The sequence below is a fragment of the Nocardioides sp. NPDC092400 genome (assembly GCF_040684155.1).
Taxonomy (GTDB): Bacteria; Actinomycetota; Actinomycetes; order Propionibacteriales; family Nocardioidaceae; genus Nocardioides.
In genome coordinates, this window is sequence record NZ_JBFBFJ010000002.1 from 1 (window position 1) to 18,956 (window position 18,956).

An 18,956-nucleotide genomic window follows, 5' to 3' on the forward strand; every position below is an offset into this window, starting at 1 on the left:
GGGATCAGCACCGCACCGATGACCAGGTCGGCCTCGGTCACCTGCTGCTCGATCGCCAGCTTCGAGGACGCCAACCCGTGCACCCGGTTGTTGTAGCGCCAGAACGACATCCGCAGCTTGTCCAGGTCGGTGTCGAGCAGCGTCACGTCCGCACCCATGCCCAACGCGATGTTCGCGGCGTTCTGCCCGCTGACACCGGCACCGATGATGACGACCTTCGCGTTCGCCACACCACCGACACCACCCATCAGCACCCCCCGGCCACCCTCGGCCTTGAGCAGGCTGTAGGCACCGACCTGCGGGGCCAGGCAACCCGCGACCTCCGACATCGGGTACAGCAACGGCAACCCGCCCGAGGGCAGCTGCACCGTCTCGTAGGCGATCCCGGTGACCTTGGCGGCCAACAGCTGCTCGGTCAACGCCTTGTCGGCCGCCAGGTGCAGGTAGGTGAACAACGTCAGGTCCTCACGCAACCGGTGGTACTCCTCAGCCACCGGCTCCTTGACCTTCAACACCATCTCCGCAGCACCCCAGGTCTCGTCGGCGTCCCCGACGATCCTCGCGCCCGCCGCGACGTACTCCTCGTCCGGGATCGACGACCCCACACCCGCACCCGCCTCGACCAGCACCTCATGGCCGTGCGCGACCAGCTCGTGCACCCCGATCGGCGTGATCGCGACGCGGTACTCGTGGTTCTTGACTTCCTTCGGCACGCCGATGCGCATGTCTGGCTCCTGGATCTGGGTGAGGTGGCTGTGGGTGGTGGCCCCGAGACGGGCCCCGAGAGATGAGCCCCGAGAGGCGCCCCCGGCGGTGGCCGCCGGGGGGTGAAGCGGGTGCTGCGTGGGTCAGCCGGTGACTGCGCCGGCGACCCGCATGAGCGCGCGGTCCCGGCTCAGGACGTTGGCCGCCCACTCGTCCGGGTGCTGCTCGGCGTGGAGGTCGTCCGCGACGCGGGCGACCAGCTCCGCCGGCCACTCCTCGACCTCGCCGTGCTCGGCGCCCATGCGGAGGTACGCCGGGCCCATCAGCTCGGCGTGCCGGGTGAGTCCGCCGCGCGTGTTGAGGTCGGCGGTGGCGAACGGCCCGAGGACGGCCCACCGGCGGCCGAGCCCCTGGCTCACGACCCGGTCGACGTCCGTGGCCGAGGCGACCCCGTCGCGCACGAGCCGGTAGGCCTCGCGCAGGAGGGCGCCCTGGAGGCGGTTGAAGAGGAAGCCCTCGACCTCCCGCTCGACCCGGACCGGCGCCATGCCGGCGGCGAGCAGCAGGGCGTGGGTCCGCTCGACGGCGTCGGCGGAGGTGAACTCCGCGGGAACCAGCTCGGCGACCGGGAGCAGGTAGGGCGGGTTGCCCGGGTGGACGACGAGGCACCGGTCGCGGCCGGGAAGGTCGGCGGCGAACCGGGAGACCGGCATCATCGACGAGGAGGACGCGAGCACCGCGGTCGGCGACGCGACCCGGTCGAGCACGGCGAAGAGCTCGCGCTTGACCTCCTCGGACTCCACGACGCACTCCTGGACGTGGACGGCCGGGCCGACGACCTCGGCGAGGTCGTCACCGACCTCGACCCGCGAGGCGAGGGCCTCCGGATCCGCGAGGAGTCCGTGGGCGGCCAGCTCGTCGGCCCGCTCCCGCACCTCGCGGGGCACAAGGTCCCGGCGGGCGGCGTCCACGTCGTGGACCCGTACCTGGTGCCCGGCGCGGGCGAAGACCACGGCCCACGCGACGCCGATGCTGCCGGCGCCGACGACGGCGACCGCGGAGCCGCTCACGCGCGGCCCTGCTTGCGCAGGTGCGCCCGCCAGGTCGTGGCCCAGCGGTCGGGATCGTCGAGCGAGGAGCCGTCGATCTGGCCGACGACCTGGTGGTGCGGCGAGGTGCGGACCAGCTCGGGGTCGGCCCGGCCCTCCTCGAGCACGTGCGCCATCACGTCGATCCAGTAGTCGATGTCCTCCAGCGACCACGTCTCGCCGGCCTCGGGGGTGAACGGCTCCGGAACGATCCACGGCTCGTGGCTCATCCAGAACGCGTCGATGCCGTGGTCGGTCATCCGGTTCTGGACGTCGGCGGCGGTGAGCCCCGTCTCGGCGGTGTACTCCTCGAGGCTGAAGCGGGTCATCTCCAGCCGGTGCTGGGTGGCCTCCGGCACCGACTTGGTGACGCCGCGCAGCCCGAGGAGCCGCTTCTCCATGTAGTTGTTGGCGAGCACCGAGAGGTCGGCCGCCTCCTTGATGCCGTCGCCGCCCATGGCCAGCAGCCATGAGTAGGCCTTGACGACCTGGTTGACGTTGCCGAGGTACTCGCGCACCCGTCCGACACCGCGCTCGTTCTCGCGGCGCACGAACCCGTCGGGCGTCTCCTCGACCAGCGGACCGGGGAGGTACGGCGCGAGCTCGGCCGTGCAGCCGTAGGCGCCGACCGCCGGCCCGCCGCCGCCCTTCGGCACGCCGAAGGTCTTGTGCAGCATGAACATGCAGGCGTCGAAGCCGAGCTCGGCGGCCCGCAGCCGGCCCATCACGCCGTTGAAGTTGGCGTGGTCGTAGAAGCAGAGCCCGCCGACCTCGTGGACGGTGCGCACCCACTCCTTGACGTGGGGGTTGTAGATGCCCATGTCGTCGGGGTTGTTCATCATCAGCGCCGCCGTGCGCTCGGAGACGACCGCCTTCAGGGCGTCGAGCGAGGGGTAGCCGTCGGCCTCGACCGGGAGCGTGATGATGTCGAACCCGGCCGCGGACGCCGTGGCGGGGTTGCAGGGGTGGGCCTGGGCGGTCGTGATGATCTCGCGCCGGGTCCCGAGCTCCCCGCGGTCGGCGAAGTAGGCACGGGTGACCGCGGCGTGGGTGAACGCCGCGGCCGCGCCGCCGCCGGGCTGGAAGACGAAGCGGTCCATGCCCGAGAGCCCGCGCAGCATCAGGTCGAAGCGGTGCACCGCCTCGAGCAGGCCCTGGATCGTGCTGTCGTCCTGGTCGGGGTGGATCTCGGCCAGGCCGTCGCGGGCGGCAAGCTGCTCGTTGAGGCGGGGGTTGTACTTCATGGTGCAGGTGCCGAACAGGCTGATCCCCACCATCCCCATCGTCTCCTGGGAGAGGTGGAGGTAGTGGCGCAGGACGTCGGGCTCGGCCACCTCGGGCAGCGCCGGGGCGACCGCGCGCAGCAGGCCGGCCGGGAGCGCCGCTGCCGGGTCGAGCGCCTCGATCGGCTCGGGGGGAACGTTGCCGCGGCGCCCGGCGCCGCTCATCTCCATGATGAGCGGCTCGTCCCAGACCGGGGCCTGGTACCGGCGCAGTCGTGCCGCCGCGGAGGGAGTGGTCTCGGTCATGACAGCACCTCTTTCAGGGCCTGCACCAGGTGGTCGATGTCGTCGGCGGTGTGGATCTCGGTCACGCAGAACAGGGCGGACTGACCCAGCCAGGGGAAGTCCGCGGAGAGGTCCTTGCCGCCGAAGATCCCGTGCTCGCGCAGGCCGGCGTTGACCTCCGCGACGGTGCGGCCGGTGGCGGTGAGGTCGACGACGAACTCCTTGAAGAAGCTGTCGGGCCAGCGCACCTCGACGCCGTCGACCTCGGCGACCCGCCCCGCGGCGTACCGCGCGTTGGACAGGATCGTCCGGCCGAGCTCGGCGAAGCCCTCGGGTCCGAGCAGGGCCATGTAGACGGCGTTGGCGACGGTCCACAGGTAGACCGAGTTGCCGGTCCAGTCGTTGCCGTCCTCGCGGGAGCCGTAGGACGTCTGGTGGAACAGCGCCATGCCGAAGGTCCGCTCCCCGCGGACGGTCTCGGCCAGGCTGACCTGGAGCGTGGGGTACTCCCGCGCGTAGCGCTCCTCGTCACGGGTGGCGATGAACCCGCCCACGCCGCCGCCGGCGTGGAGGTGCACACCGAGGGGCTGGGTCGAGCCGACGACGATGTCGGCGCCGAGGTCGCCGGGCGCCGCGAGCAGCCCCAGCGAGACCGGGTCCACGCCGAGGACGGTCTCGGTGCCGTTGGCACGGCACGCCGCGGCGATCGCCGCGGTCGCGGTCTCGACCACTCCGAGGTGGTTGGGCGTCTCGAGGTAGACCGCCGCGGTGTCCGCGTCGAGGGCCAGCGCGGAGACGTCGACGCAGCCGGTGGCCGGGTCGACGTCGACGAGCCGCACCGCGATCGGCTGGTTGCCCTCCGCCAGGCCGCAGTAGGTGCGGATCACCGCGAGTCGCTCGGGGGAGATCGAGGCCGGTACGACGACTTCGCCACGACCGGTGAGCCGGGCCGCCATCCGCAGCGCGTTGCCCGCGGCGGCGCCCCAGCTGTAGACCGGCAGGCCGACGAAGTCCATGCCGAGCAGCTCGCCGAGCATGGAGGCGTACTCGAACCAGGCCTGGTTGCGGCCGAGGTCGGAGGACGGCGTGCCCCAGACCGGGGTGAGGAACTCGCTGCGGCCCACGATCTCGTCGACGACGGCCGGCACGTGGTGCTGCCAGGTCCCGGCGCCGAGGAAGCTGAGGTTCCCGACGCAGTCGTCGTTGCGGTCGACCAGGGTGCGCACGCGGCGGCGCAGGGTCGCCTCCGACCTGATCCCGGGGGCGAGGCCGTTGCCGGAACGGGAGACGTGGTCGGCCGGGATCTGCTCGAACAGCTCCTCGACGTCGTCCACGCCGACGTACGCCAGCATCCTGGCCTTGGCCTCGGCCGTGGAGTTGGGCATGTAGGGATGTGCCACTCGGGCTCCTCTCGTCACGCGGCTCACGCCACGACCCTCAGGACGGTGCTGCGGGACGGCCCCGTGCGCACCCGGCGGTAGCCGACCAGGCGGGATGCCAGGCCGGGGTCGTCGATGTCGACGTGGAGCACCGGCTGGGCCAGCGCGTCCACCTTCGCAGGGGTCGCCAGGACCTCGATCCGGTCGGTGCCGACCGCGGCCAGGACGGCCGGCGACAGCTGCTGGTTGCCGCGGCCGAGCAGGAAGCCCTGACCTCCCACCACGCCGAGGACCAGGCCGGCCCGGGGGTGCTCGGCAAGCAGGGCGAGCAGATCGGCCTCGCTGGCGTCCACGGCCACCGAGCGCCCGTCGAGGACGGCGTCGACGCCCAGCGCCGTCGTGGGCACGCCCAGCGCGGCTCCGACCTCGGCCACCGTGGTGCCCGGCCCCAGGAGGTAGAGCCGGCCGGGCTCCATCTCCGCGGCGACCCGGCGGGCCAGCGCGGCGGCGTCGTCGGTGGCGGTGCCCGCCGTGCCCTTGCGCGCCTGCACCGCCGAGCGCACCGCGGGCACCTGCACGGTGCCGTGCAGGCGCACGTCGCCGGCCTCGTCGCGGTCGACGACCTCGGCGGGCCGGGTGGCGGTCTCGTCACCGGCCAGGAAGCGGGCGGCGGCGGCGGCCGCCGCCTCCGGCGTGGTGCCGAAGACGCCGGAGTGCATCTTCACCCCGGCCGGGACGCCGAGCACGGGCACGTCACCGACAACGGCGGCGACGTCGCGCGCGGTGCCGTCACCGCCGACGAAGAGCACCAGCCCCACGCCCGACCGGACCATCGCCCGGACGGTCTCGCGGGTGTCCTCGGCGTCGGTGCCGGAGCGCGCGCGCCCGGGGCGCGTCGGCAGCTCCGTGACGTCCCACCCCCGGTCGCGCAGGTGGTCGGCCCCGAGGACCCCGCCGCCGGCCACGACCCGCAGGTGCGGCGCCAGCTGCTGGAGGCGGGCGAGCGCCCGGTCGGCCCGGGCGGGGGCGACCGGGACGGCGCCCCGCTCGAGGGCGCGGTCCAGCCGGCCGTCGGTCCCGTGCAGGCCGACCCGGCCGCCCATCCCGGCGACCGGGTTGACGACGAGGCCGAGGACCGGACCGCTCACGCGAGGCCGAGCTCTCGGCACACGTCGTCGAGGGCCTGGCGGGTCCCCGCCACCATCTGGTCCAGCTCGGCCTCGGTGACCACGAACGGCGGCGAGAAGGAGATCGTGTCGGCATTCGGCAGCGCCCGGGTGATGACCCCGAGCTCGCGGGCCCGCTTGACCAGCGCGCCGGCGACCTTGCCGCGCGGCTCGAAGCGGCGCAGGCCCTCCTGGGACTCCACCAGCTCGACGGCGCCGACCAGGCCGTGCCCGCGGACCTCCCCGACCAGGGGGTGGCCCTCGAAGGCCTCGCGGAGGCGGGCGTGCAGGTGGTCGCCGCGCGCCTTGGCCTGACCCATCAGCCCGTCGCGCTCGATGATGTCGAGGTTCGTGAGCGCGGCGGTCGCGGCCAGCGGGTGCGCGGAGTAGGTGTAGCCGTGGCTGAAGAGCCCGTAGGTGTCCGAGCCCGACGCGATGACGTCCCAGACGGCGTCGGAGACCAGGCAGGCCGACAGCGGGACGTAGGCCGAGGTGATGCCCTTGGCCACGGTCATCAGGTCCGGCTCCATGCCGAACGCCTGGGAGCCGAACCACTCGCCGGTGCGGCCGAAGCCGCAGACGACCTCGTCGGCGATGAGCAGCACGTCGTGCTTGCGCAGCACCTCCTGGATCGCCGGGAAGTACGACGCCGGGGGCACGATCACGCCGCCGGCCGCCTGCAGCGGCTCGGCGATGAAGGCGGCGACCGTCTCGGGCCCCTCGGCGATGATCTGCTCGTCGAGCTCGCGGGCGAGGCGGGCGACGAACTGCTCCTCGCTCTCCCCCTCCTGGCCCTCGAAGCGGTGGTGGGGCGCGCGGGCGAAGCGGACCATCGGCAACGGCAGGTCGAAGCCGGTGTGCATGCCGGGGAGGCCGCACAGGCTGCCGGACATGACGGTGACGCCGTGGTAGCCCCGCTCGCGGGAGATGATCTTCTTCTTCTCCGGGCGGCCCAGGACGTTGTTGTAGTACCAGACCAGCTTGACCTGCGTGTCGTTCGCGTCCGAGCCGCTGTTGCCGAAGAAGACCTTCGCCATCCGGCCCGGGGCCTCGGTCACCAGACGGTGCGCGAGCCGCGCGACCGGCTCGTTCCCCATCGAGGCGAAGGTGTGGTAGTAGGCCAACGTCCGGGTCTGGGCGGCCAGCGCCTCGGCCATCTCCTCGTTGCCGTAGCCGATGTTGACGCACCACAGGCCGGCCATCGCGTCGAGGTACTCCCGGCCCGACACGTCGACGAGCGTCGACCCGCGCCCGCTGGCGATCATCAGCGGCCCGGTGCGCTCGTGGTCCTTCGCGTGCGTGAAGGGGTGGAAGAAGTACTGGCGGTCGAGGTCGTCGACGTTGCTCGCGATCGTCATGTCTGCCTGCATCTCGGGAGTCCGGTGAGTCCTGGGAACCGTAGCACTTTTCGTGCGCAAAGCGTACGATTGGGCGCAGACCGGCCACAACCTTGTCGGCCGCGACCAGAGAGGCACCTGTGAACACGACTTTCGAGGCCGACCGGTTGACCGATCGGGCACTGCTGCGCACCCAGCTGTTCATCGACGGCGAGTGGCGCGACGGCGCCGGGGAGCCGTTCGACGTCCTCGACCCCGCGACCGGTGACCTGGTCGCGACCATGGCGGCCGCGGACGCCGCCGATGTCGAGCGAGCGATCGCCACGGCTGAGGTCGCCGGCCACGCCTGGGCGGCCCGGCCCGCGCCGGAGCGCGCGAAGGTGATGCGCCGCTGGTACGACCTGATCGTCGAGCACGCCGACGACCTCGCCGCGATCCTCACCGCCGAGCAGGGCAAGCCCCTGCACGAGGCGCGCGGGGAGATCCTCTACGGCGCCGGCTTCGTCGAGTGGTACGCCGAGGAGGGCAAGCGCACCTACGGCGAGGTGATCCCGAGCAACGTCCCGGGTCGCCGCCTCGTGACCGTCCGCCAGGCGATCGGCGTCACCGCGGCGATCACCCCGTGGAACTTCCCCTCCGCGATGATCCTGCGCAAGGCGGCGCCCGCGCTGGCCGCCGGCTGCTCGATGATCATCAAGCCCGCCGCCGAGACGCCGCTCTCGGCGACGGCACTGGCCGAGCTCGCCGCCCGTGCCGGCGTGCCCGCCGGCGTGCTGAGCGTCGTCACCGGCCCGGCACGCGTGGTGGGCGAGGTGATCACCAGCAGCCCGGTTGTCCGCGCGCTCAGCTTCACCGGCTCCACCGAGGTCGGGAAGCTCCTGATGGCGCAGAGCGCCGGCACGGTGAAGAAGCTCGCCCTCGAGCTCGGCGGCAACGCTCCCCTCATCGTCTTCGACGACGCCGACCTCGACCAGGCCGTCGCCGGGGCGATGGCCTCGAAGTTCCGCAACGCCGGACAGACCTGCGTCTGCGCGAACCGGATCCTCGTCCAGTCCGGGATCCACGACGCCTTCGTCGCGCGGATGCGGGAGGCCGTCACCGCGCTGCAGGTCGGCAACGGGTTCAGCGAGGGCTCCCAGCAGGGCCCGTTGATCTCGGCGGAGGCCGTGGATAAGGTCCGGCGCCACATCGCCGACGCGGTCGGCGCCGGTGCCCGGGTCGAGGTCGGCGGGGACGTGCACGAGCTGGGCGGCACCTTCTTCCAGCCCACCCTGCTCACCGGCGTGCGCGGCGACATGCTCGTGGCCCGGGAGGAGACCTTCGGCCCCCTGGCCCCGATCATCTCCTTCGAGACCGAGGAGGAGGCCGTGCGGCTGGCCAACGACACCGAGTTCGGGCTCGCGGCCTACTTCTTCACCCGCGACTCGGGGCGCACCTGGCGCGTGGGCGAGGCGCTGGAGTTCGGGGTGGTCGGCATCAACACCGGCCTGATCTCCTACGAGGGCGCCCCGTTCGGCGGGGTCAAGGAGTCCGGGCTGGGCCGCGAGGGCTCGCGGCACGGCATCGACGAGTTCACCGAGATCAAGTACCTCTGCATCGACGGCGTCGGCTGAGCAGCCGGCGCCGTCAGGCGTCGCCACGCCCTTCGGGGCCGACCTGGGTCCCGACGGCCATGCCGTCGCGGACCCAGGTCATGCACGCCCGGGTGTTGGGGACGTCGTCGACGACGACGAGGCACTCGAAGCAGACGCCCATGCCGCAGAAGAGCCCCCGCGGCTCGCCGTCCGCGGTGCGGCGCAGGGCGAGGTCGCCGCTGTCGGCGATCATCGCGGCCGCGACGCTCTCGCCGACGTAGCAGTCGACCGAGCGGCCGTCGACGGTGATGCGCGCGCGCGGGCCGCGGTCGACCCCCGGCTGGGGGTCGATCCGGGCGCTCCTGCGGTCGCGCCTCACGCCGGCTGGTCCTGCCGCTCGTCCGCGGCCAGCAGGCCCTCGCGGACGAGGACGGCGCGCATCTCGGCGAGAGCGGCGGGGTCGGTGACGGGCAGGCGGGGACGGCGCACGTGCCCGGCCGGCTGGCCCAGCATGTGCATCAGGGCCTTGAGCTGGCTCTGGTAGGCCCCGTACTTGCCGGCCCAGCCGCCCGGCAGCCACAGCTGCGGGAAGAGGCGGTCGGAGCGCACGGCGTGCGCGCGGGCGGCGTCGATGTCGCCGGCCCAGACGTCCTCCCAGTACTGCGGGTCGGGGCGCCCGAACAGCGAGCCGCCGCCGACGGTGCCGTCACCGCCGTGCGTGGTGAGCTCCTCGAGGCCCCGCTCGCCGAGGTAGGGCCCGAAGACCCGCACCCGGTCGCGGACCCGGCGCGAGGTCGCGAAGAACTGGTCCGCGTCGGGCGTGCTGTCCTTGATCGCCACGACGTTCGGGACGTCGGCGAGCCGGTCGGCGAGCTCGGTGTCGATGTCCACGCCGCTGCCCCAGGGCCAGTTGTAGACCGTCAGCGGGCCGTCGACCAGCGCGCTGATCTCCTCGTAGAACGCCACGACCTCCGGCGCGAAGAGCTTGGCGTAGGGCGGCGGCGAGACGAGCACGCCGTCCACCCCGGACGCCAGGGCGTGGCGGCCGAGCTCGGCGCTCTGCTCGGCGGTGTACGCCGTGCAGCCCACGATGACGCGCAGGCGGCCGGCGGCCTGGGCCGCGGCGGCCTCGGCGACCTGTCGCCGCTCGTCGTCGGTCTGGGAGAACCACTCGCCGCAGGTGCCGTTGACGACGATGCCGTGCATGCCCTCGGCCACGTAGTGGTCGACCAGCGCGGCGAGCGTGTCGAGGTCCAGGTCGCCGTCGGCGGTGAACGGGGTCACGAAGGCCGGGAAGTAGCCCTGCCAGTCGACGTCGTCGCGGTTCATGTGTGCGTCTCTCCTCGGGTGGTGGGGCTCGCCGGGGGGCGTCCCTCAGGTGTGCAGGCGGTCGAGCGCGTAGCGCTCGGGAAAAGGGTCGTGCTCGCCGGGTCGCACCATCTGCTCGGCGAGCTGGCGAGCGAACATCGGGCTGAAGGTGAAGCCGGTGCTGGCGACGCAGGCATGGAAGCCCGGCACCCGCCGCGACTCCCCGACCACCGGGGACATGTCGTCGGTGAAGACGATGACGCCGGACCAGGTGCGCACCACGCGGGCGTCGCCGAGCCGGGGCACCACGTCGAGGGCGACGTTGACGTTGCCCGCGGCGCTCTGCCACCGGGTCGGGTAGCGGCGCGGGAGCGGCACGGCCGGCGAGGGCCAGCCGCCACCGATGATGAAGGTGCCCTGCTCGCTCTGCTTGAGGGTGAGCCGGCGCCCGATGTGCTGGACCATCGAGGGCAGCAGCGCCGGGCGGCGCTCGGTGACGTTCACGTGGAGGCCCTCGTGGCGCACGGGGAAGCGCAGGCCGACCATCGCGGCCAGCTCGCCGGACCAGGCGCCCGCGCAGTCCACGACGCGGTGCGCCCGCACGGGCCCGGCCGTGGTCTCGACGGTGAACCGGTGCGCCCCGCCGGCGTGCTGCTCGACGCTGCGGACGCCGACGTGGGTGCGCACCTCGGCGCCGTGCTCGACCGCGCGGGCGGCGTACAACGGGGTCACCGCCAGCGGGTTGGCGTGCCCCTCGGTCGGGCAGTACGTCGCCGCGAGGACGCGGTCGGAGAAGTACGGCGCGCGGTCGCGCAGCTCCGCGCCCGTGACCACCTCGGTCTCGATGCCGGCGAGCAGCTCGAGCTCGTGCTTCTCGTGCAGCACGCGCACCTGCTCCGGGGTCTCGGCGACCATCCAGCCGCCGGTCTGGTGGAGGTCCACCGACCCGTCGAGCTCGCGGTCGAGGTCCTGCCACAGCGCGTAGGCCTCGAGGCTCAGCCGGGCGTCGGCGAGCAGCCGGTCCCGGTCCGCGCCGGTCCCCTTGCCCGAGAGCTGGTGGATGGCCAGCTGGAGGTGGAAGCTGCCGGCGTTGGTGCCGGAGGCCTCGCGGTTCAGCTCGCCACGCTCGAGCAGCACCACCTCGACGCCCTCCCGGGCAAGGTAGTAGGCCACGGCGGCGCCGGCGATCCCGCCGCCGACGACGACCACGTCGGTCTCCTCCGGCAGCGGCGCGCGGAGGGAGGCGAGGGGTGGCACGGCGGCCGTCACGAGCGGTCCTCCTGCTCGGCGACGAACAGGCCGGGATCGGCGACGGTGGCGTCGGCGATCGCCCGGATGGGCACGGGCCGCAGCGGCATCCGCGGGGTCGCCAGGTCGATCTCCCCCACCGGACGGCCGTGGGTGCGGGCGACGAGCGCGGCGACGTGGCGCTGGCAGTTGCGGCCCTGGCAGGGGCCCATGCCGGCGCGCGTGACCGCCTTGACCACGCTGACGTCGTCGGTCGAGGCGACGGCCCGCACGAGCTCCTGCTGGCGGACGTTCTCGCAGCGGCACACCGTCGTGGTGTCGTCGGCGAGCTCGTGGATGCCGTCGCCGACCCGGTACATCCGCCGGGTCGCACGGGCCAGCGCCCGTCGGCGGCGCAGCCGGCGGCGCGGTCCGGCCGCGCGGTCCTCGACGGTCGCCCGGTCGAGGACGCCGGCGTCGAGCGCCACGCCGAGGGCGGCGAGCTCCCCCTCGTCGATAGCGACGTAGGAGCCCTCCACGCCGGTGCCGTCGCCCGCGGCGTACACGCCCGTGGTCGAGGTGCGGCCCCAGTCGTCCTTGGTGACCACCCGGCCACCGAGGTCCTCGTCGTGCTCGGTCGAGCAGTCCAGCAGGCGCAGCAGCTCCAGCGAGGGGACGAAGCCGTAGCCGACGCACAGGACGTCCGCCTCGACGGTCTCCTCGGTGCCCGGCACGGGCCGCCAGTCGCGGTCGACGGCGGCGTGGACGACGCGCTCCACGCGTCCCTCGCCCTCGGCACGGACGACGATGCGTCCGTAGTGCAGCGGCACGCGGTGGCGGAGCAGGCCCCCGCGGTAGCGGGCGGCGTCGCGCAGCAGCGAGGTGTTCCCGCGCAGCGCCGCGGCGACCCGGAGCGCGTCACCGGGGCGCGGCGCGGGGCCGGCCTCGAGGGCGGCCACGAGGTGCGCGCCGTAGTGCGCGAGCTGGGCGGGGAAGGCGAGCGCGACCGGGCCGGAGCCGGCGAAGACCATCCGCCGCCCCGGGAGCACGGCCTGGCTCTTGGCCATCGACTGCATGCCGCCGGCGGTCACGACGCCCGGCAGGGTCCAGCCGGGGAAGACCACCGGCCGGTCGTGCGCGCCGGGTGCGACGAGGACGCGGCGGGCGCGCAGGGTGGTGGCCGGCTCGCCGTCCCGGACGAGCACGACCGCGAAGCCGTCCTCCTCCTGCTCGGCCGCCACGACCGAGGTGCGCAGCGCGACCGCGGCCTCCGAGCGCTCGACCGAGGCGATCAACGACCGGCCCGAGCGGGTCTGGCGGTCGGCCGCAGCCGGGTCCGTGACGGTGAAGCCCGGACCCGGCTGCTTGTAGATCTGGCCGCCCAGCGACGGCCGCTCGTCGACGAGCAGCACCTGCATGCCCGTCCCCGCCGCCGTCCGGGCGGCGGACATCCCTGCGGGTCCGCCCCCCACGACGAGGAGGTCGAGGTGCTGCGCGTCGTCAGGCACAGGTCAGCACCCACCCGGCATGGTCGGGAAGTCGTCGACGCCGAAGTTCTTGCTGTACGCCGCGGCGAGGTCGCCGCCCTCCTGCGCGTCGCACAGGAACTCGTCGAGCTGCTCGACCAGGGCGGTGTTGCCCTTCTGGACCGCCCAGCTGCCGTAGCCGATGGCCAGCGGCTCGGGCAGGTCGGCGACCTTCAGCTCGCCCTCGTTGGCCTCGATGTACTGCGCAAGGATGTAGTCCTCGAGGACGGCGCCCTGGGCACGACCGGTGGCGACCTCGAGCAGCGCGGAGTTCTGCTGGCCGAAGCCCTCCACCGACGCGTTCGGGAAGGTGTCCTTGGCCAGCTGCTCGCCGGAGGAGCCCTGGAGCGCGGTGATCGTGTTGCCCTCGACGTCGTAGTTCTCGATGGTGAACGGGCCCTCGTCGTCCTCCGGGACGGCCAGGACGCTGACGTAGGGGACGTACTCGCGGCTGAAGTCGACGACCTGCTTGCGCTCGTCGGTGGCCGTCAGGCCGACCGAGACCATGTCGAACTTCTTCGACTGCAGGCCGGGGATGAGGCCGTCGAAGTCGAGGTTGACGATGTCGAGCTCGACGCCCATCTCGTCGGCGAGCTGCTCGAGCAGGTCGACGTCGTAGCCGGCGGGCTCGTTGTTCTCGTCGAGGTACATCTCCGGCTCGAACTGGAGGTTCATGCCGACGGTGAGCACGCCGTCCTCCATCAGGCCCGAGCCACCGCCGGACCCCTCCTCGGAGGAGGCGTCGCTGTCACCGCCGCAGGCGGCGAGGGACAGGGCGAGGACGAGCGAGGTGCCGACGACGGCGGAGCGTCGCCACAGCGACGTACGGGTGTTTGCGGGCACAGCAGTTCCTTCCGGAGGGGTGTATCGGTGGTTGGTGCGGGATTGACCGGGCCACCGAGATCACCCGGACGTGTGTGGGTCAGGCCGCCAGCTCGGTGATGAGGGCCTGGATGCGCCGCTGCTTGCGGCCGCGCAGCAGCTTGGAGACGCCGCCCTTCGGCGGGCTGGAGAGCGAGGCCTCGAGCAGCCGGAAGAGGAGGTCGACACCGAAGGCCGCGAGCACGTAGATGGCGGCGGCCGCCGTGTAGAGGACGAAGGGCTGGAAGGTCTGGGCGTTGACGTTCTGGGTGACCCGGACGACCTCGAGCAGCCCGATGACCGTGAAGGTCGAGGTGTCCTTGATCATCCCGATGAACATGCTGCCGATGTTGGGCAGCGCGATCTTGAACGCCTGCGGGGCGACCACGGAGGAGAAGATCCGGGCGTCGCGCATGCCGAGGGCCTGGCCGGCCTCGCGGTGGCCGTGGGGCACCGCCTGGAGGGCGGCGCGGAAGATCTCGGCCATGAACGCGCTGTAGAGCAGCGAGAGCGCGATGACACCGGCCTGGAAGACGCTGAAGTTCACCCCGAGCAGCAGCGAGACGCCGAAGTAGATCCAGATGACCGTGACCAGCGCCGGCATGCCGCGGAAGACGTTGATGTAGATCGCCGCGATCCACGACATCGGTGCCTTGCCCATCCGCAGGATGGCCAGGCCCAGGCCGCCGACCGTCGCGATGACCAGGGCGACGACCGACACCTCGAGGGCGGTGAGCAGTCCTCGGAGCAGGTCGCCCCGGTAATCCCAGACGAGGGACCAGTCGTAGTCGGTGATTCCCATCAGCGCACCGCCCGGATGAAGTCGCGGGTGCGCGGGTTGGAGGGCTCGTCGAAGATCTCGGCGGCCCCCGTCTCCACGATCGCACCCTGGTCCATGAACACGTTGAGGTCGCCGATCTCGCGGGCGAACCCGAGCTCGTGGGTGACGACGACCATGGTCATCCCGGCGTCGGCGAGCTCGTGCATGACGCGGAGCACCTCGCCGACCAGCTCGGGGTCGAGCGCGGAGGTCGGCTCGTCGAACAGCATCACCTTGGGGTCCTGGCTCAGCGCCCGCGCGATCGCGACCCGCTGCTGCTGACCGCCGGAGAGCTGGCCGGGGTAGTGGGCGGCCCGCTGGAGCAGGCCGACCTGGCGCAGCGACTCCGCCGCGCGGCGCATCGCGTCCTCCTTGCTCATCCCCTTGACCGACCGCAGCGGCAGCGCGACGTTGTCGAGCGCCGTGAGGTGGGGGAAGAGGTTGAACTGCTGGAAGACCATCCCGACCTTGCGGCGCAGCTCCATCGGCTTGCCCCGGCGCACCGACTTCTCGCCGGCGAAGCCCGGGCCGTACTCGACGCCGTCGACGCAGACGGAGCCGCAGTCGGGCTCCTCGAGCAGGTTGATGCTGCGCAGGACCGTCGACTTGCCCGACCCGGAGGGTCCGAACAGGACGACGTGCTCGCCGGCGTGCACGTCGAGGTCGATGCCGTGCAGGACCTCCAGGCTGCCGAAGGACTTCTTCAGCCCGCGCATCCGCACGACCGGCTCGCCGGCGGCGGCGGTGGACGCGAGCGGGCCCCGGGCCGTGGCCGGCGACGCCGGGACGGACGCGTGGGAGGCCGGCTCGGCGGGCGTCGCGGCGGACCCGTCGGGCGGCAGCGCCGGCGGGGTGACCGGCGGGGTCACCGCGTCGGTCGTGACGGCACTCGGGCCGGTGGGTTCGAGGGTGCTCATGCGCGTACCTCCGTCACGCAGACGTACAGGTCGTCGGGGTCCTTGAAGTAGGCGTAGCGCCAGGTGCCGCCCTCGCCGACGTCGAGCGCGGCGGGCTCGCCGACCAGCTCGATGCCGAGACCACCGAGGTGGTCGACCGCGCTCTCGAGGCAGCGTGCGCCGATCGCGAACTCGAAGGTGCCGAGGTGGCCCCACTCGCCGCGCATGTCGGGCGAGGCGGGGTAGTGCTGCACCGGCTCCAGGGCACCGCCGATGGGGCTGGTCAGCAGCATCATCCGCTGGCGCGGCGGCGTCCGGTCGCCGAACCAGGGGTGCATCGGCTCGAAGTACCCGTCGGACTCGAAGAGCTGGCCGGTGAAGCCGAGCGCCTGGTAGAAGGTGCGCGTCCGCTCGATGTCGGTGACGCCGAACGCCACGTGGTTGACCCCGTGCGGGCCGTCCTCGAGCGGCCAGCCGGCCGCCAGCGTGGACCACTCGATCAGCTCGATCTTGGCGCCGTCGGGGTCCTCGACGTACGACAGGCCGCAGTGGGTCTGGTACGGGTCGAGGTCGGCCTCGTTGGGGTCCATCAGGTTGGTGTGACCGCGCGCGACCAGCTCCGCGTGGAAGTCGGCCTGGCCGTTGACGTGCACGCAGACCTCGCAGATGCCGGGCTCGCCCCACGCCTGGCCCTCGGGCCGGGGTGGGGGCGTCCGGTCGAGGACCTGGACCAGCTTCACGCCGGCCCGCCCGAGCACCGTCGGGGTCCCGGCACGCAGGTAGAGCACCCGGGCCCGGGTCTCCGCGTGCCCGGTGAGGCCGGAGATCCCCGGCAGGGTCCCGGTGTAATCGAAGGACTCGTCGGTGAAGCCCAGCTCGCCGTAGAACGACCGGGCCGCGTCGATGTCGGTGACACCGATGCCGATGTGGTCGAGGCCGACGAGGGTGCCGAACTGCCGGTGTGTCGGCGTGGAGACTGCCATCCGCGACGAATTCCTCTCGGAGTGGGGACGCATCGGGGAGGATGTTCGCAGATCGGTGTGATGTGCGCAATACGTACGGACTAACCGCTTTGCGTTTTTTTGTGCGCTTGACGCACACCTGACGGCTCGCGACACTGACCTCGTGCCGATCGCCCTCGGGGTCAAGCTGCCCCACACCGGACCCGTCGATCCTTCCTCGATCCCCGCCCGCGCGCGTGCGTTGGAGGAGGCCGGTTTCGACTCGTTGTGGGTCAGTGACCACGTCGTGATGCCGATGACGATCGGGTCCTACTACCCCTTCGCCGGCGACGGCCGGGCGCCCTGGACCGGCGACATCCCCTACGTCGAGGCGCTCGTCGCTCTCGCCGCCGCCGCCGTTGCCACCGAGCGGGTGCGGCTGGGGACGGCCGTGCTGGTCCTGCCCCAGCGCAACCCGGTGCTCCTCGCCAAGCAGGTCGCGAGCCTCGACGCCCTCAGCGGCGGCCGGATCGAGCTCGGGGTCGGCGCGGGCTGGCTCCAGGAGGAGTTCGCCGCGCTCGGCTCGCCGTTCGAGGAGCGGGGCAAGCGGATGGAGGCCTGGCTCGGGCTCCTCCGCGACCTGTGGACCGGTCGCCCGGCGGCCAACGACGGGGTCTACCCGCTGGCCGACGGCCTGGTGCAGCTGCCCGCCCCCCCGCACCCCGTCCCGCTCCTCGTCGGTGGGCACACCAAGGCCGCCTTCCGCCGCGCCGGTTCGCTCGGCGACGGCTGGCTGGCCCAGCAGGCCGTGCCGGCCCTCGACGTCGACCACCTGGCCACCGAGGTCGACGCGGTGCGCGCCCAGGCCGAGAAGGCCGGCAAGGACCCCGCCGCCCTCCGCTTCGTCCTGCGCCTGGTCGAGTCGACCGGGCAGGAGGCGGTCGTCGCCTCACGACTGGCCGACCTCGACGCCATCGGGTTCCACGAGGTCGTCGTGGACACCGCTCTGGACGGCGACCCGGCAGCGGTCCTCGACGTCCTGCGCGAGGCCACCCGGTGACCACCGCTGCCCCCGAGGCACCCCTCCTGCCCGGTCGTCGCGTCCTGGTCACCGGCGCCCGGCGCGGCCTCGGCGCCGCCATGGTCGAGACCTTCGCCGCGATGGGGGCCGGCGGCGTCGCCGTCGACCTCCCGGGCACCCCCTGGACGCTCCCGGCCGGGTGGACCGGAGTCGACGCGGACGTCACCGACGAGGCGCAGGTCGCCGGCGCGGTCGCGCACGCGGCCGGCCACCCGGACGGCATCGACGGCGTGGTCGCCGCGGCCGGCGTCGTACCCACCTGGCAGGAGCCGGGCGACCTCGACCTCGACGACCTCGACCGGGTCCTCTCGGTCAACGTGCGCGGCGTCGCCGCCGTGCTCAAGCACGCGGGCGCGGTCCTGCGGCCGGGGTCCTCCGTCGTGGTCGTCGGCTCGCTGAACTCCTGGCGCGGCGACCCGCGGATCTGGTCCTACGTCGCCAGCAAGCACGCCGCCCTCGGCCTCGCCCGCTCCGCGGCGGCCGCGCTGGGCCCCGACGGGGTGCGGATCAACTGCGTCGCCCCGGGGCCGGTCGCGACCGACGCCCTGCTGGACCGGATGCGCTCGCGGGCCGGCAGCACCGGCCTGAGTCCCGAGCAGGCGCTCGCCGCGGCCGCGGACCAGACCGCGCTGCGGCGCACCGCGACGACGGCGGACGTGGTCAATGCGACCGCGTTCCTCCTCAGCGACCTCGCCGCGGGCATCACCGGCCAGCTGCTGCCCGTGGACGGAGGCCTCCTGTGAGCGCCTCCGCGACACCCGCACCCACCGGCGCGCTGGCCGGTCGCACCGTCCTGCTGACCGGCGCCTCCGGCGGCATCGGCTCCGCGACGGCGCGGGCCCTGCTCGCGGCCGGCGCCGACGTCGTCGGCCAGTACCGCACCGGGCGGGCGGCGGCCGAGGCCGCCGTCGCCGGACCGCACCGCGACCGGGCGCATCTCCTGGAGGGCGACCTGTCCGGGCCGGACGCCGCGCGCCGGCTCTGGGCCGACGCGGAGGCGGTGCGTCCGATCGACGTCGTCGTCGTCAACGCCGCCACGATGGCGCCCACCCCCTTCGACGGGACCGACGAGGAGTGGGACGCCGGCTGGGAGCAGTCGCTGGCCGTCAACGTCCTCGGCGCCGGCGCCCTGCTGCGCGAGGCCGTCCGCGCCTTCGCCGGCCGGGGCGGCGGCACCGCCGTCGTGGTCTCGAGCTGGGCCGCCGAACAGGGCTCGCGGATCCTCGACGTCAGCGGGTACGCCGCGTCCAAGGCGGCGATCCGCAACCTCGCGCAGACGCTCGCCCGCCACCACGCCCGCGCGGGGGTCCGGGTCCACGTCGTGGCGCCCGGCGTCGTCGACGCCGGCATGGGTATCGCCGACCAGGACTCTGAGCACCGGCAGGCCGTCGCCGAGGGACTGGCCATGGGGCGCCTCGTCTCACCGGACGAGGTCGCCTCCCTGATCACCTACCTGGCGTCCGACGCGTGTCCTAGTCTCTCCGGGGCCACGCTGGACCTGAACGGTGCGTCCTATGTCCGGTGAAGTGGATGGGAGAA

General features: G+C 73.2%; 17 protein-coding genes and 1 pseudogene. 4 read left to right on the forward strand and 14 right to left on the reverse strand.

Translation table 11 applies throughout. From position 1 onward, the window contains the following. From AB0N29_RS07505 to AB0N29_RS07530, 6 genes are all read right to left on the reverse strand, one after another. Positions 1 to 725, reverse strand: a 725-nt coding sequence (locus tag AB0N29_RS07505) for an FAD-dependent oxidoreductase (protein ID WP_364865506.1), incomplete at its 3' end; no start/stop codon positions are given. Positions 726 to 848: 123 nt separating this feature from the next. Further along, a complete protein-coding gene (locus AB0N29_RS07510; RefSeq protein WP_364865508.1) occupies positions 849 to 1,775 on the reverse strand; it encodes a 3-hydroxyacyl-CoA dehydrogenase in 927 nt (308 codons plus the stop codon). Then, positions 1,772 to 3,322 (reverse strand): aminomethyl-transferring glycine dehydrogenase subunit GcvPB, encoded by a 1,551-nt coding sequence (gene gcvPB / locus AB0N29_RS07515; RefSeq protein ID WP_302268780.1) that lies wholly within the window; start codon positions 3,320 to 3,322, stop codon positions 1,772 to 1,774. Before gcvPB ends, AB0N29_RS07510 begins: the two co-directional genes overlap by 4 nt. Continuing rightward, complete coding sequence (gcvPA, locus tag AB0N29_RS07520; RefSeq protein ID WP_364865510.1) at positions 3,319 to 4,701, reverse strand: aminomethyl-transferring glycine dehydrogenase subunit GcvPA; 1,383 nt, start codon at positions 4,699 to 4,701, stop codon at positions 3,319 to 3,321. Before gcvPA ends, gcvPB begins: the two co-directional genes overlap by 4 nt. Before the next feature lie 23 nt (positions 4,702 to 4,724). Further along, on the reverse strand, positions 4,725 to 5,828 hold the full coding sequence (locus AB0N29_RS07525) for an NAD(+)/NADH kinase (RefSeq protein ID WP_364865512.1): 1,104 nt from the start codon (positions 5,826 to 5,828) through the stop codon (positions 4,725 to 4,727). Beyond that, positions 5,825 to 7,204 carry an aminotransferase gene (locus tag AB0N29_RS07530; protein WP_302268784.1) on the reverse strand — a complete coding sequence of 460 codons (1,380 nt, stop codon included), beginning with the start codon at positions 7,202 to 7,204 and terminating at the stop codon, positions 5,825 to 5,827. The genes AB0N29_RS07525 and AB0N29_RS07530 overlap by 4 nt, the downstream gene beginning before the upstream one ends. A 182-nt stretch (positions 7,205 to 7,386) precedes the next feature. Between AB0N29_RS07530 and AB0N29_RS07535 the strand changes: the two genes are divergently transcribed. Then, positions 7,387 to 8,796 carry an NAD-dependent succinate-semialdehyde dehydrogenase gene (locus tag AB0N29_RS07535; protein WP_364866829.1) on the forward strand — a complete coding sequence of 470 codons (1,410 nt, stop codon included), beginning with the start codon at positions 7,387 to 7,389 and terminating at the stop codon, positions 8,794 to 8,796. A 13-nt stretch (positions 8,797 to 8,809) separates the two neighbouring features. Here AB0N29_RS07535 and AB0N29_RS07540 read toward each other — a convergent pair whose 3' ends face one another. From AB0N29_RS07540 to AB0N29_RS07575, 8 genes and pseudogenes are all read right to left on the reverse strand, one after another. After that, positions 8,810 to 9,136: a (2Fe-2S)-binding protein gene (locus tag AB0N29_RS07540; RefSeq protein ID WP_364865515.1), complete on the reverse strand. Its 327-nt coding sequence runs from the start codon at positions 9,134 to 9,136 to the stop codon at positions 8,810 to 8,812. After that, a complete protein-coding gene (locus AB0N29_RS07545; protein WP_364865517.1) occupies positions 9,133 to 10,086 on the reverse strand; it encodes a dihydrodipicolinate synthase family protein in 954 nt (317 codons plus the stop codon). The genes AB0N29_RS07540 and AB0N29_RS07545 overlap by 4 nt, the downstream gene beginning before the upstream one ends. Positions 10,087 to 10,212: 126 nt before the next feature. Beyond that, positions 10,213 to 11,334, reverse strand: a pseudogene (locus tag AB0N29_RS07550) (FAD-dependent oxidoreductase); the annotation flags it as partial. Continuing rightward, the gene (locus tag AB0N29_RS07555; RefSeq protein WP_302268788.1) at positions 11,331 to 12,800 is read right to left on the reverse strand and encodes an FAD-dependent oxidoreductase; all 1,470 of its coding nucleotides are present in this window, start codon (positions 12,798 to 12,800) and stop codon (positions 11,331 to 11,333) included. The pseudogene AB0N29_RS07550 and the gene AB0N29_RS07555, both read right to left, overlap by 4 nt. A gap of 3 nt (positions 12,801 to 12,803) precedes the next feature. Further along, the gene (locus AB0N29_RS07560) at positions 12,804 to 13,661 is read right to left on the reverse strand and encodes an ABC transporter substrate-binding protein (protein ID WP_302268789.1); all 858 of its coding nucleotides are present in this window, start codon (positions 13,659 to 13,661) and stop codon (positions 12,804 to 12,806) included. 79 nt (positions 13,662 to 13,740) lie between these two features. After that, a complete protein-coding gene (locus tag AB0N29_RS07565) occupies positions 13,741 to 14,481 on the reverse strand; it encodes an amino acid ABC transporter permease (protein ID WP_302268790.1) in 741 nt (246 codons plus the stop codon). After that, positions 14,481 to 15,215 (reverse strand): amino acid ABC transporter ATP-binding protein, encoded by a 735-nt coding sequence (locus AB0N29_RS07570; RefSeq protein WP_302271747.1) that lies wholly within the window; start codon positions 15,213 to 15,215, stop codon positions 14,481 to 14,483. The genes AB0N29_RS07565 and AB0N29_RS07570 overlap by 1 nt, the downstream gene beginning before the upstream one ends. Before the next feature lie 197 nt (positions 15,216 to 15,412). After that, the gene (locus AB0N29_RS07575; RefSeq protein WP_364865520.1) at positions 15,413 to 16,378 is read right to left on the reverse strand and encodes a VOC family protein; all 966 of its coding nucleotides are present in this window, start codon (positions 16,376 to 16,378) and stop codon (positions 15,413 to 15,415) included. 142 nt (positions 16,379 to 16,520) lie between these two features. On the opposite strand from AB0N29_RS07575, the gene AB0N29_RS07580 reads away from it, so the two are divergent. From AB0N29_RS07580 to AB0N29_RS07590, 3 genes are read left to right on the forward strand one after another with little or no spacing between them, the layout of a single operon-like run. Further along, positions 16,521 to 17,396 carry a TIGR03619 family F420-dependent LLM class oxidoreductase gene (locus AB0N29_RS07580; RefSeq protein ID WP_364865522.1) on the forward strand — a complete coding sequence of 292 codons (876 nt, stop codon included), beginning with the start codon at positions 16,521 to 16,523 and terminating at the stop codon, positions 17,394 to 17,396. After that, positions 17,393 to 18,160, forward strand: a complete 768-nt coding sequence (locus tag AB0N29_RS07585; protein WP_364865524.1) for an SDR family oxidoreductase — start codon at positions 17,393 to 17,395, stop codon at positions 18,158 to 18,160. Before AB0N29_RS07580 ends, AB0N29_RS07585 begins: the two co-directional genes overlap by 4 nt. Further along, positions 18,157 to 18,942 (forward strand): SDR family oxidoreductase, encoded by a 786-nt coding sequence (locus AB0N29_RS07590; RefSeq protein WP_302268795.1) that lies wholly within the window; start codon positions 18,157 to 18,159, stop codon positions 18,940 to 18,942. Before AB0N29_RS07585 ends, AB0N29_RS07590 begins: the two co-directional genes overlap by 4 nt. Positions 18,943 to 18,956 lie beyond the last annotated feature (14 nt).